Source organism: Paenibacillus sp. P4_A7, from assembly GCF_056402455.1.
This window is the reverse complement of the sequence record NZ_JBFUHJ010000128.1, coordinates 1-12,965: the sequence shown is the minus strand read 5'-3', so window position 1 is coordinate 12,965 and position 12,965 is coordinate 1. Positions and strand designations below refer to the sequence as shown.

Sequence of the window (12,965 nt, the reverse complement as noted above, 5' to 3'; positions counted from 1 at the left end):
CGATATGAATATTGTCATTACAGGAGTAGCTGGCTTTATTGGCTCACATTTATGCGAGGCTTTGCTGAAGCAGGGTCATCATGTGCTAGGATTAGATCATTTTGAGCAAAATCCAGATCGTTACATCAAAGAAGATAATATGAATAGGATGCTATTACATCCTAATTTTCGGTGGCAGGCTGCTGACTTGCTGCATGTTGACTTGGAGCGTCTCCTTGAGGAAACGGATATTGTTTTCCATTTAGCCGGTATAGCAGGTGTAAGGAATAGTTGGGGATCAACTTTCGGAGACTATTTGCGTGCAAATGTCTTGCTGACTCAGAAAATTTTAGAAGCATGTAAAAAGTCCTCGCGAGTAAAAAAATTAGTTTACGCCTCATCCTCCTCCGTCTATGGTGGTGGCTCCGGAGCATACAGCACGGAGCAATCGCCAACGAAGCCGATTTCTCCCTATGGTTTGACAAAGCTAGCGGGAGAGCAGCTTTGTTCTCTGTACCATAAACAATATGGGGTGCCGTATACGGCAATGAGATATTTCACCGTATACGGTCCGAGGCAGCGTCCTGATATGGGGTTTCACCGATTTATGAAAGCCGCTCTGTTAGATCAGCCATTAACGGTATACGGGAATGGTGAACAGACACGTGATTTCACTTACGTAGACGACGTGGTGAATGCAAATATCGCTGCGATGAACCATGGTATGCACGGGACTGTGTTTAACATAGGTGGAGTTGAGACGGCATCGGTTAATGATGTTATTCAGAAAATTGAAAGTCTGACCGGAAAGAAGTTAAAGCTTGCGTATCTACCAGAGCAAGCAGGTGACCCGTTTACTACGCGTGCTGATATTTCACTCGCTCGAATCGAACTTAGTTACAATCCGATCATATCGCTTGACGAAGGAATGGCAAATCAATGGAGTTATATTTCGAGTCTTTACGGTCACGGGAAAGTGGAGGACATATAATATAACAAGCAAATCTCATTATGATCGGAGGAAAAGCGATGATCGGAATACTGTATCCTCATTCGATGCTAAGCCGATTAATCAAAGGTAAGCATAGCTTTGAAAAGCCTGCTTTTTATTTGGAAACGGCTCACAAGACAGGAGAAGAAATCATTTTTTTCTCATTGCTTGATATCGATTGGGTTAAGGGGACGGTCCGAGGCTGGAACGGAAAAGATAAGGCTCGTATAAAAACAACACTTCCTTCCGTCATAATAAATCGAACAAGAACGAATAACGCCTACGATAATAAAAAGATTAAAAAATTGAAAAAAATGGGAAGAACCGTGTTTAACGATCGAAATATCATTTCCAAGCTGGAAGTTCATCAGATTTTGACCAAAGAAAAAAGGCTGCTTCTCTATCTTCCAGATACCAACTCAGTGACGCATCATTCGGTGAAAGAGCTTTTAGAAAAAAACAAATACTTGTTTCTAAAGCCAAGCACATTATCCGTAGGAAAAGGAATCATTCGTATTCGCAAAAAAAATGATAAAGCGGTTGTTGAAATCAATGTACTTGGACGGACTATGCGAAAAACAGTAAGTATTGATCAAATCATTAAAATGATCAAAAAGAAGAAACAAAAATATTTAGTACAGCGTGGGATTACACTGATGACCTATAATGGGAATCCTGTTGATTTCCGAGTATCCGTGCAGAAGGATGGAAGTGGCCGTTGGAATTATACGGGTATAGTCGGTAGAGTGGCAAAGAAAGGGTCCATTGTTACCAATCTTCATTGCGGAGGTCAATCGCTGAAGGTAGCAAAGCTATTCGGAGAATGGGGTTGGAATGGGCCTGAAACTGAAAGAAAAGTGGCAAAGTTAGCTTTGCGAATTGCAAAAACGATCGAAAAGGAACATCCTCATATAGCTGATCTCGGGTTGGATATTGGACTGGATGAACAGCAGCATCCATGGCTTATTGAGGTTAATTTCCGTGATTTGCGTATAACGTTCCGAGATGCTGGAGAAATAGAGAAGTGGCGGGCAACCTTTGCTAATCCGGTTCATTATGCAACGTATTTAAATAAGCAACTCAAGATAAAAGGGCTATCAGAAGAGAATGCGTACCCAAAAAGTATGGATGAGGAAACAGCAGCAATTGTGTAATGGAATAACCCCTCGAAGAAACTAATTAGGATTTAATCCTATCAGTTTCAATCAAGGGGTTATTTGTTTAACCTTTATATTTAGACCTAGAGTTGTTCCTCTAGTTTATAACGACCATCGGAGAATGACTCCGGATTGTGTTAAGCCTCCGCCGAATCCAAACAAGAGCATGAGCTGATTAGGTTTCAGGGTGCCGGATTGAAGTGCTAAATCAATGGCAAGCGGGATTGAAGCGGCAGATGTATTACCGAAATGTTTAATACTGGATAATGTATGATCTAAGCTAAATCCGGTTCGTTCACACAGTGCCTCAATAATCCGCATATTGGCACTATGAGGTACAAACCAATCGATGTCCTCTATCGTCAAATTGTTACGTAGTAACATTTCATTCACACTAGCTGCTACCTGACTTACCGCCCATTTATATACTTCACGCCCATTTTGCACGATAAAACCGTTCATATCAATAGCTTGTTCACCGATAGCGGGTGCAAGACTGCTGCGATAAAGGAGATGACCACGAGAGCCATGTGTTTGAGAATATACGCCAATGATATCGCCTGCATCTTCTTCAATTGCTTCCATAAGGAAAACTCCGGCCCCATCGCCGAACAAGATACAGGTTGTACGATCTGTGTAGTCTGTAATTTTGGATAGGGTTTCAGCACCAATTACTAAAATTTTACGATAAGAACCCGATAATAGAAGTCCATTAGCGAGCTGTATAGAAGCTGCAAATCCTGCACATGCTGCTTGCATATCGATAGCTCCACAGCTTGTGATGCCAAAATGGCCTTGCACCTGTGAAGCTACGCTTGGGAAGGTTGAATCTGGCGTTGATGTTGCCACAATAATGTAGTCCACATTGGATATGTTGATGTTATAGCGATCAATCATATTTTGAACCGCAGCAAAGCATAAATCACTCGTGTACTCGTTGCTCGCTGCAATTCGTCGCTCATGAATGCCGGTGCGCTGCACGATCCATTCATCATTCGTTTCGACTAGCTTCTCTAAATCAGCATTTGTTAATATACGTTCAGGTACATATGAGCCGATGGCGGTTATGACAGCATTGGAGCGAACGATGGATTGACTTTGTTCAGACATAGCAGTTCACGCATCCTTCCATATTTAGTACCAAGTACTAGTATCTGATAACAATTTACTTCATTGATTTGTTTTTGTCAATGCGTGTATAGCCAGTATGATCACTGCAAACGCTAAGAGCAGCCTTGTAGTCTGATCAAACCTAAATGGAGGATGGCTTATGCGCAAAAAAATAGCGGTTCTGTCTGCAGCGTTACTTCTTAGTACAACGCTGGCAGGTTGCAGTGACAAGCTAGGGGATTTAGGTAATAAAAACATTCGTCAAAACAAGATACGCTATGATGCGAATGGCAACCAGATCCATACTCAACGTTCTATGAAGGACCAGACCTATGGAATGAATCAAGTAGATGGTCAGGCAGGTAGAGTAAATGGCAATAAATCGAGAATGAACAATGTAAGGGGTTCACATAAAAATTATCGAATTGAAATGAGCGGCAAAATTTCCGAGCATATCTCCAAATTAGAAGCTGTAAAACGATCCTACGTCATATTGGCTGATCAAAATGCCTATGTTGCGGTATCGTTAGCTGAAGGTGAGCTTCAAGGCGACCAGCATATGATGAGTAGGTCGAATACGGAGTATCTAGGGAAAGATCACTCCAATTGGAGTAAAAGAATGAGTAGTCTATCTACAGGAGAGGATAAGCTGACGGATAAAATGAAAGATAAAATTGCTGAAGAGGTCAAACGATTGAAGCCTAGTGTAGAGCATGTGTATGTGTCAGCAAATCCAGAGTTTGTTGGACGCATGAATGCCTATATGAATGATGTGAAGCTTGGACATCCGATACAAGGATATATAGCGGAATTCAATGCATTGGCAGAACGAATTTTCCCGCCAAAGTCGATGTAAAACAGATATTATTAAGTTGAGTTTTGAAAATGCACCTAACCATATTGGCTTGAAGATGTAGTCTAACCTACATATGCCATTACTGCTAGGTGCATTTTACTGCATTATTTTAAACTACGCTTACTTTTCCTTATTCTTGATCTGTGCTTCGAATAGCCAAAGTTATTGTCTACATATTTTATAGCTTTATTCACTTGCCTGTTATAAAACTCTGAATCCGCCATTAATTTCTGGATCTGATCCTCAACCTCTGATGGTTTTGCATATAGGGCAGCTTCTCCAAATAATACTTTGTAGTTATAAGGAAGAATAACCGGTACACCGACTGCCATTGCTTCAAAGATAACGCGTCCGAAAGCTTCTACGCAGTCCGGATGAGTGAAATAAACAAAAACGTCAAGCTTTGCCAAAAAATCTTTGGGAGAGCGTCTTCCAAATTTGATCACATGCCAGTTTCTTGGTAATTTGCCCAGCGTTTTTCTCGGTATTTCCGCACCGCCAAGCACATGGATCTCATACTTAGAAGAATTCGGATATATATTTAACAAATCAGTAGCATTGATAGGCCACTTTACAAGCCCATCTCTAGAATGTCTGCCTATTTTTATAACATCACTTTTACTCGGTCGGCTTTTCCGCCTCCATTCTCTCGTATTAATAATATTCACCCAATCTTTGGGTGCTAATTGAATGGATTTTAATGATATTGAATGGTGCTTATGAAGGGTTGATCTGACTTGAGGGCCGATAGGATGCCAAACACCTGCACGGCCAAAATAATTTTTGGCCCGTTGATTGCACTCCCTAATATTGTATACAAGCTTTCCTCTGCTGCCATAATCTACTTTAGGTGTTTGATTCACGATAATGTGTATCTTCTTTGCAACAATATCGGGTTTATAACGTCTTTTTATTTGAAGCACTCTAGGATGTCTAATAATAAGTACATCGCAAGAAACCTTCGATTTATAAGCTAGCATTTTAATTCGTCTTCCATCAATCATACGTTTAATTTTATTATTGATCACTCTAGCGCTTCTACCAGCACTACTAGGCATGTGTATGAGGCCTGTTTTTAAGCCAGCTTGTCTTTGCACTTTCATTTCTTCAATATTTGATGAGGTTGTTCCACCCGGAAGACCAAAGTTGGACATCAGTATAATATCAAAATGCTTGCGGGCTTTAATGAACTTCCTTCTCATCTCATGACCACTTCCCTTTCATTATTCGCGACAGATTTCTTCATTCTATGCGGTTGAACGAACGACTGTGTAAAACAAATGCAAGGATTAGAGGCAAATGGTTATCTATCACGTTGTGAATCGTCTTATGATAATTGTCCAATCGTATTCATTCGTTTATTCATATACTATCAAATCTAATTCAGAAGCTAGAAAGAAGGCGAGATAGTAGATTATGACGGATGAATTACTTTCTAATATCAATGATGAGCAACGTATTGTAGCGATAATGGGTCTGGGTTATGTCGGCCTTCCTTTAGCATTGCTATTTGCACAAAAGGGATTTCATGTGATAGGAATCGATTTAGATCAACAAAAAATCGAAAAACTAAACAGAGGGCAGAGCTATATATTAGAAATTGAAGATCAGGAGATTCAAAGAGTGCTTGAAACCAATCGATTTACACCATCCGATCAGCTCAGCATGATGGAAGCGGCTGAAGCTATTATTGTTTGTGTGCCGACACCTCTTTCCTCTTATGGAACACCTAATTTGAGTTATTTGACAGAAGCGGCTTTGCAAATAAGCAGCCATCTAAAAAAAGAACAGCTTATCATTTTAGAGAGTTCAACATATCCGGGGACGACAAGAGAGGTTCTGCTTCCCGTTTTAAGTAAATCCGGATTAAGCGTTGGAGAAGACTTCTATCTCGCATATTCCCCTGAGCGAGTTGATCCAGGCAATAAGAAGTACCCTTTGGAAAGTATTCCAAAGGTAGTAAGCGGGATAACAGAAAACTGCTTGGAAAAAGTAGAAAAATTATATCGGCAGTTATTTGTTGCTGTTCATCCTGTCTCCTCGACGGATGCGGCTGAAATGACGAAGCTGTTGGAAAATTCATATAGATTGATTAATATCTCGTTTATTAATGAGCTCGCGATGGTTTGTGATATTCTCGGGCTGGATATATGGGAAATTATTGATGCTGCGCGTACAAAGCCTTTCGGTTATACCGCCTTTTATCCGGGTCCAGGAATTGGGGGACATTGCATTCCAGTAGATCCTTCTTATTTGGTATGGAAAATTAAACAGCATGGCCTCAATTCCGAGTTTATTCAAATTTCAAATTCTGTTAATCAAATGATGCCTCTATACGTTGTTCAGCAGCTTAAAAGGCTGCTGGCTCCTAAACCGCTCTCTAGTGCTAATCTGATGGTTTATGGGGCTGCTTACAAGCCTGACATTGCTGACTATAGAGAGTCTGCTTCAATTGAGCTGATCGAGCTGCTGCAAATCGAAGGGGCTAGTGTGGTCTATCATGATCCGTACGTTTCATCTATTCAAGTTGGAGAGCATAGGCTAGAGAGTGTGGAGTTAACCGAAGAAACTTTAAACGGAATAGACTGTGTCGTTATCGCAACGGATCATTCGAACTTACAGTTGTCATTATTGCTGAATCATGCACCGCTTATCTATGACACGCGAAATGTAACAAAAGGCTCAGCCGGGAAAGCTAAAATTGTTAGGCTAGGAGGCGGCAAATCTTGAATGAGAAACCGGAAGGCGTCTCTGTTATATGTGTGACAAACAGACCGGCGTTAATGGAATCATTATTCAAAAACTTTAGTCGTCAGAATGTGAAAACAAAAGAGCTGATTGTTATTCTAAATAACAAAAAGATGAGCATGAATAGCTACAAGAAATATTCGAAGAACCTAAAGAACGTAACAATCTACCAGTTGCCAGACAAATGGTCGCTGGGCAAATGCTTAAATGACGGAATTAGCAAGGCAAAGTATGATCGGATTGCTAAATTTGATGATGATGATTTCTATTCCTCGTATTACTTAACAGAAGCAATGAAAATAATGAGTCAGTCCAAAGCGGATATTGTGGGAAAGAACAAATTTTACATGTATTTTTTGCATTCAAAAAAGCTTATGTTGGCCAATATGCCGAATGAAAACTGCGTTGCAGGAGCAACTCTTTTATTTAAGAAGGAAATTCATCTCAACGTTCGATTTGCCGATGTTCCTAAAGGTACCGATATGCGGTTTCTGATGGACTGTATCCATAAAGGCTACAAGATCGAATCTACTAGCTTTCATCATTTTGCTGCTTTGAGAAGGGCAGACCAGAGCTCTCATACTTGGAAAGTTAGCGCAAAGACAATACGATTACTCCGTGCGAAGATGGTCGCGCGTACGGATCGGTATAGAAATTTGGTGAGTCAATCGGTTACAATTAAATAAGGATGGCAGCTGCCATCCTTATAGTTTTTTTTGGCGGATTCATTGACCAAGTCGTATACATCCTTTAAAGTTGTAGTGTGTTTATTTGTAAAATAAAGGTATCTTATTCTCTAGATTTGAGGTGGGCTTTGAAATGAGCTTTAAACGGTACTCCCGAGCAATCGTTACAGTCATACTACTATTCATGATATGGCCTGCTGCTATGAGCAGCGCTGCTGATAATTTGCTAAAGAATGCAAGCTTTGAGCAAGTAACAGCAGGTTCACCTGATGCATGGGGTCATGAGGAGTGGAGCAAGGATGATGGTTTAAGCGATTTTTACGTTGAACGAGAGGTTGCTCATTCAGGCTCTAATTCAGTTGCCATACATAATGTTACAGCTGACCATGCACGCTGGACCCAAACGATAGAAGTAAAGGCGAAAAGTATCTATCGTTTTTCTGGGTACTTTCTTGCAGAAGGGATCAATGAGGATGCCATGGGCGCGCATTTATTCGTTGAAGGGGTAGCCGTATCTTATCCGCAGGTAAAGAACACGAATCAGCAATGGGAATATATAGAGTTTTATGGGAAAACGAGCAAGAAACAAACGGAAATAACGGTTGGAGCCAGTCTCGGTGGCTACGGCAGCGTCAACATTGGAAAAGCTTTTTTTGATGACTTCAAGGTTGAGAAGGTATCAAAGGCACCGGCAGGGACGGAAGTGTTTTCTCTTGCCATAACTTCTGTAGCCGATGCTGCAGTTGATGCTAGTAAGCCCGTATCGATCATTTCGTTTCTTTTATACGCGATGATGTTCACTATATTATTCGGAGTTATTTACAATAAGGTAATAAGGGACAGGAACTGGCTGGATCAGAGGAAAGCTATGTACCCAGTTATTTTTGCTGCTATTTTTTTGGTTGCGTTAGCTTTTCGCATATGGATTGCCGTATCAAATAAAGGCTATGAGAATGATATCGCTTTGTTTATGGCATGGGCTGACCACGCAGTCAAAAACGGACTATCCGGATTTTATAATACGGATATGTTCGTCGATTATCCGCCGGGCTATATCTATATCTTATACGTACTGGGCTCTATTAAAAAAATGCTTGCTTTAGATTCTAGCTCTGCACAAGCGCTCCTCTTATTTAAAATGCCGGCTATTATGGCAGACTTAGCTGCTGCCGCTTATTTATTTGTTATCGCTAGGAAGAAAGTAAGCTATGCAGTTTCCATAGGCCTTGCGACCATTTATCTCTTTAATCCTGCGGTTATCGTTGACTCAGCAGCTTGGGGACAAGTAGATGCTGTGTTTGCGTTTGCGCTGATTCTTGCGATTTATGGTATTTCTGAGAAACGCTTTAGAAGCGCATCAATTTGGTATGCGATCGCAGCGCTTATTAAGCCGCAAGCTTTCATCTTTATGCCGGTGCTGCTCATTGCGCTCTTTTATCGTCGAGATTGGAAGCAAGTAGCGCTTAGCGCTTTTTATGGCTTTAGTACATTCATCTTGCTTGCTCTCCCGTTTTTTGGAGGTGAAGGCGGGCTCAAAACTCTTATTTCTCTGTATAAAGGAACGCTTTCCTCGTATCCTTATGCGACGTTAAATGCATTTAATATTTATACGCTTAGCAACGCCAATTGGAAAGCACTTGAGGAGAGTTGGCTATTTTTAACCTACCAGACTTGGGGAACGATTTTTATTTTCGTCGCCGTCGCACTAGCTATTTATTTCTCATTGAGAAAGCGAGACGGCTTAGGAAGTGATAGGTCCTTTTTCATAGCTATGATTCTTATTAGTATTGTGTTTCTATTCGTGACAAAAATGCATGAACGTTATATGTTCCCTATCCTATTGCTAAGCCTATTCGCATTTATTCAAACGCTCGACCGTAGGATGCTGTATGTGTTTTTTGGCTTTAGCATAACTAACTTTATAAACATTGTGTATGTTTTGGCTCATAGTCAGACAACAACGAAGCTGCCAATGGACGGTGTCTTAATAGTTGGTTCCACAGCTAATATAGCGCTGCTGCTATATATGCTGTATATCGGATACGATATTTATAAAAAAGGATCAACTAAAGAAGTCGAGCACATTTCAGAGGAAGTGAGAAGCGATGCAGATCAGCTTGCATTACAACCATTTAAAATGGATTCGATGGAAAATGTTAAACAGAAAGATAAGCGGCTTGAGCGTAAAGACTGGTTATGGATGGGTGCAATTACGCTATTGTACGCGATTGTAGCCCTATCAAATCTTGGAGCGCTGAAAGGACCTGAAACGGCTTGGCAGCCCTCAACTAGTGGTCAAAGCTTCTATGTAGATCTAGGAGAAAACAAGCAGATTGAGCGAATTAATAACTTCGGCGGGGTCGGCACAGGTAAATTTACTTATGAGTTCAGTAATGATGCAATAAATTGGGAAAATAAGATAGATGTCGAAAATAGTCATACTGCCGTATTTACATGGAATACTCAGAACACAGCTGTTAATGCTAGATATATAAAGCTCACCGTTGAAACAAGTGGTTTTTCTATGCATGAGCTTGCGATCTATGAGCAAGGGAGCGAAGCTCCGCTTCCGATTGCAGCAGTTCATGATGGCCAAGCACTGGAAGCTAAGCGTGGAAGCGTACAGCTGCTATTTGATGAGCAAAGTAAAGCTGAATATAAAGCTACCTATATGAATGGCTCTTATTTTGACGAGATTTATCACGCTCGTACAGCTTACGAACATATCGAACATATTGTAGCCTATGAGAATACACATCCGCCGCTTGGTAAAATAATAATAGCGCTTGGTATTAAACTATTTGGTTTAAATCCATTTGGTTGGCGTATCGCAGGTACTATCTTTGGCATACTCATGCTGCCTATTATGTACCTGTTTGCTAGAAGCTTATTTAAAAAGCGGAGCTACGCAATTCTAGCGACATCGCTGTTCGCGGTCGATTTTATGCACTTTACACAAACGAGAATTTCTACAATTGATGTATACGGCGTGTTCTTCATCATGCTGATGTTTTATTTTATGCATAAATATCAGTCACTCAGCTTTTATCGTGTTAAGCTTGGAACAACGCTCATGCCGTTGTTCTTAGCGGGACTTTTCTTTGGAATCGGAGTTGCTTCAAAGTGGATCGTCTTATATGGCGGTGCAGGATTAGCCATTATCCTAGCTCTATCTCTTTGTGATCGCTATAAGGAATATGCAGCAGCAAGGCGAATACTGAGCCAAGGAAGCGATCAAGAACAGTTATTCAATAAAGAAAAGCTTCTGCATATCGTTAAAGTATTTCCTAGAAATACGTTAATAACATTAGCCAGCTGCCTTATTTTCTATATTGCTATACCGCTAATTATCTATGCTTTGTCCTATATTCCTGTGCTAACAGTTATGGATGAAGGATATACTGTGAAGAGTCTTGTAGATTATCAGAAGCATATGTTTAGTTACCACAGTAAACTTGTCTCGACACATCCATTTGCTTCCACATGGTGGGAATGGCCATTTATGAAACGGCCGGTGTGGTATTATTCAGGAGATGCTATGCCTGCAGGACAAGCTTCGACTATAGTGGCCATGGGCAACCCGCTCATTTGGTGGACAGGTATTATTGCCATGCTCCTGACCATTTGGGTAAGCATCAAACGCAAAGATAAGTCGATGTATATCCTATGGATTGCTTTCTTTGCCCAATACGTTCCATGGATGCTAGTTACGCGGTTAACTTATCTTTATCATTATTTTGCAATGGTCCCGTTTATCATTCTTAGTCTTGTATATATGTTTAAAGTAATAGAAGAGAAGAAGCCTGGCTTTGTTAAAATACGATACCTGTATTTAGCGTTCGCTGTGCTGCTGTTTGTCTTATTTTATCCTGCCCTATCTGGTTTACCTGTACAGAAGTGGTATATCCTATATGTTCTGCGCTGGTTCCCGAGTTGGTTATTTTAAATAAAAGTGTGACTATGATCTAGTTTTGCTTCCGCAAAACTTTAAGGAGGTTCGAGGATGAAGCAATCCGCTGTAAAGTATAGCATCATTGTACCTATGTACAACGAAGAAGAAGTTATTGATCATACCTATAATCGGTTAAAGCAAGTGATGGATCTGACAAATGAGCCATACGAGCTTGTATTTGTTAACGATGGAAGCAAGGATCGTACGGTTGATCTGATATCGATGATATGCGAATGCGACCCAAATGCTCGACTCATTAATTTCTCACGCAACTTTGGCCATCAAATCGCTATCTCCGCTGGTATGGACTATGCGCAAGGTGAGGCCATAGTCGTCATCGATGCGGATCTCCAAGACCCCCCTGAGGTCATTCTAGATATGATTGCAAAGTGGAAGGAAGGCTATGAGGTCGTATATGGAAAAAGGTTGAAACGAAAAGGGGAAACCTTGTTCAAGAAAATGACTGCAAAGCTGTTTTATCGCTTATTGCGCAGCATGACAAATGTAGATATTCCGATCGATACAGGAGATTTTCGTTTAATTGACCGAAAGGTATGTGACGTTCTCCGCAGCTTGAAAGAAAAGAACCGCTTCGTTAGAGGGTTGGTCAGCTGGATTGGTTTTCGGCAAACGATGGTGGAATATGTACGTGAGGAACGGTTTGCTGGAGAAACGAAGTATCCGCTCAAGAAAATGATTGCCTTCGCGGTCGATGGTATTACATCTTTCTCCTATAAACCTCTCRAAATTGCAACTTATGTAGGCTTTACTTTGTCAATTTCAAGCTTTGTCTATTTATTAGTCGTTATTTTTCAGAAGCTCGTTTCCGGTGGCACAGTAGAAGGCTGGGCATCCATAGTCGCTGTTAACTTGTTATTCAATGGCATCATTCTTATGCTGCTTGGCGTTATCGGAGAATACATTGGCAGAATATATGATGAATCCAAAAATCGACCTTTGTATATAGTACGCGAGGTGCAGGGATATCCCGAACCGAAGGGAAATGCTGCAAGCGTGGAAACTGACGCAGATGGCATGAAGAAGTATGTATAATCCAAGCAGAAAAGCATGGGCGATTCAATTCATTACATTTAATTTAGTGGGTCTTTTGAATACAGCTATTGATTTTATAGTGTTCACACTACTCAGTTGGCTTGGTGTATCTATATTAATTGCTCAGATTGCGGCATATGGCGCAGGGATGGTTAATAGCTATATATTGAATAATAAATTCACGTTCGCAAAGAGCGGGACTTCAGTTTCCCACTACTCTAAGGATTGGAAACGTAGCTTACGTTTTTTTGTATGGAATATCCTATTACTCGGACTGTCCCTATTGATGCTAACGGGTTTAACTACGTTTTGGAGCATTGACAAGTTTATTGCTAAAGTGGTTGTAACAATCGTTATAGTCGGCATTAATTTCTACGGAAGCAAAAGATGGGTTTTTGTCACAAAAGCATCATCTTCAGGCTGAGGATAGTGC

10 protein-coding genes are annotated in these 12,965 nt (G+C 40.7%); 8 read left to right on the top strand and 2 right to left on the bottom strand.

Features of this window, described 5'->3' with window-relative positions; translation table 11 throughout:
• Positions 1 to 970 (top strand): NAD-dependent epimerase/dehydratase family protein (locus AC1DWN_RS16650; RefSeq protein WP_477560023.1); only part of this gene is annotated, 970 nt, incomplete at its 5' end.
• 38 nt (positions 971 to 1,008) lie between these two features.
• Positions 1,009 to 2,124, top strand: coding sequence for a YheC/YheD family endospore coat-associated protein (locus AC1DWN_RS16645; protein ID WP_477560022.1), 1,116 nt, complete (start codon positions 1,009 to 1,011; stop codon positions 2,122 to 2,124).
• 105 nt (positions 2,125 to 2,229) lie between these two features.
• Here AC1DWN_RS16645 and AC1DWN_RS16640 read toward each other — a convergent pair whose 3' ends face one another.
• Positions 2,230 to 3,237 carry a beta-ketoacyl-ACP synthase 3 gene (locus AC1DWN_RS16640; RefSeq protein ID WP_477560021.1) on the bottom strand — a complete coding sequence of 336 codons (1,008 nt, stop codon included), beginning with the start codon at positions 3,235 to 3,237 and terminating at the stop codon, positions 2,230 to 2,232.
• A 160-nt stretch (positions 3,238 to 3,397) separates the two neighbouring features.
• Between AC1DWN_RS16640 and AC1DWN_RS16635 the strand changes: the two genes are divergently transcribed.
• Positions 3,398 to 4,093: a YhcN/YlaJ family sporulation lipoprotein gene (locus AC1DWN_RS16635; protein ID WP_477560020.1), complete on the top strand. Its 696-nt coding sequence runs from the start codon at positions 3,398 to 3,400 to the stop codon at positions 4,091 to 4,093.
• 104 nt (positions 4,094 to 4,197) lie between these two features.
• Here AC1DWN_RS16635 and AC1DWN_RS16630 read toward each other — a convergent pair whose 3' ends face one another.
• The gene (locus AC1DWN_RS16630) at positions 4,198 to 5,295 is read right to left on the bottom strand and encodes a glycosyltransferase (RefSeq protein ID WP_477560019.1); all 1,098 of its coding nucleotides are present in this window, start codon (positions 5,293 to 5,295) and stop codon (positions 4,198 to 4,200) included.
• A gap of 214 nt (positions 5,296 to 5,509) precedes the next feature.
• Here AC1DWN_RS16630 and AC1DWN_RS16625 point away from each other — a divergent pair, with 214 nt between their 5' ends.
• The 5 genes from AC1DWN_RS16625 to AC1DWN_RS16605 all read left to right on the top strand — a co-directional run bounded on the left by AC1DWN_RS16625 (position 5,510) and on the right by AC1DWN_RS16605 (position 12,956).
• Complete coding sequence (locus AC1DWN_RS16625; RefSeq protein ID WP_477560018.1) at positions 5,510 to 6,823, top strand: nucleotide sugar dehydrogenase; 1,314 nt, start codon at positions 5,510 to 5,512, stop codon at positions 6,821 to 6,823.
• On the top strand, positions 6,820 to 7,527 hold the full coding sequence (locus AC1DWN_RS16620; protein ID WP_477560017.1) for a glycosyltransferase family 2 protein: 708 nt from the start codon (positions 6,820 to 6,822) through the stop codon (positions 7,525 to 7,527). Before AC1DWN_RS16625 ends, AC1DWN_RS16620 begins: the two co-directional genes overlap by 4 nt.
• A gap of 133 nt (positions 7,528 to 7,660) precedes the next feature.
• Positions 7,661 to 11,473, top strand: a complete 3,813-nt coding sequence (locus AC1DWN_RS16615) for a phospholipid carrier-dependent glycosyltransferase (protein WP_477560016.1) — start codon at positions 7,661 to 7,663, stop codon at positions 11,471 to 11,473.
• Between the two features lie 57 nt (positions 11,474 to 11,530).
• On the top strand, positions 11,531 to 12,532 hold the full coding sequence (locus AC1DWN_RS16610) for a glycosyltransferase family 2 protein (protein ID WP_477560015.1): 1,002 nt from the start codon (positions 11,531 to 11,533) through the stop codon (positions 12,530 to 12,532).
• Positions 12,525 to 12,956: a GtrA family protein gene (locus AC1DWN_RS16605; RefSeq protein ID WP_477560014.1), complete on the top strand. Its 432-nt coding sequence runs from the start codon at positions 12,525 to 12,527 to the stop codon at positions 12,954 to 12,956. Before AC1DWN_RS16610 ends, AC1DWN_RS16605 begins: the two co-directional genes overlap by 8 nt.
• The last annotated feature ends 9 nt before the right edge of the window (positions 12,957 to 12,965 follow it).

What these genes read in the sequence shown, in the direction of transcription:
- AC1DWN_RS16635 (WP_477560020.1), top strand. Translation starts at nt 3,398, where the DNA reads ATGCGCAAAAAAATAGCGGTTCTGTCTGCAGCGTTACTTCTTAGTACA.
- AC1DWN_RS16630 (WP_477560019.1), bottom strand. Translation starts at nt 5,295, where the DNA reads ATGAGAAGGAAGTTCATTAAAGCCCGCAAGCATTTTGATATTATACTG.
- AC1DWN_RS16615 (WP_477560016.1), top strand. Translation starts at nt 7,661, where the DNA reads ATGAGCTTTAAACGGTACTCCCGAGCAATCGTTACAGTCATACTACTA.
- AC1DWN_RS16645 (WP_477560022.1), top strand. Translation starts at nt 1,009, where the DNA reads ATGATCGGAATACTGTATCCTCATTCGATGCTAAGCCGATTAATCAAA.
- AC1DWN_RS16605 (WP_477560014.1), top strand. Translation starts at nt 12,525, where the DNA reads ATGTATAATCCAAGCAGAAAAGCATGGGCGATTCAATTCATTACATTT.
- AC1DWN_RS16625 (WP_477560018.1), top strand. Translation starts at nt 5,510, where the DNA reads ATGACGGATGAATTACTTTCTAATATCAATGATGAGCAACGTATTGTA.
- AC1DWN_RS16640 (WP_477560021.1), bottom strand. Translation starts at nt 3,237, where the DNA reads ATGTCTGAACAAAGTCAATCCATCGTTCGCTCCAATGCTGTCATAACC.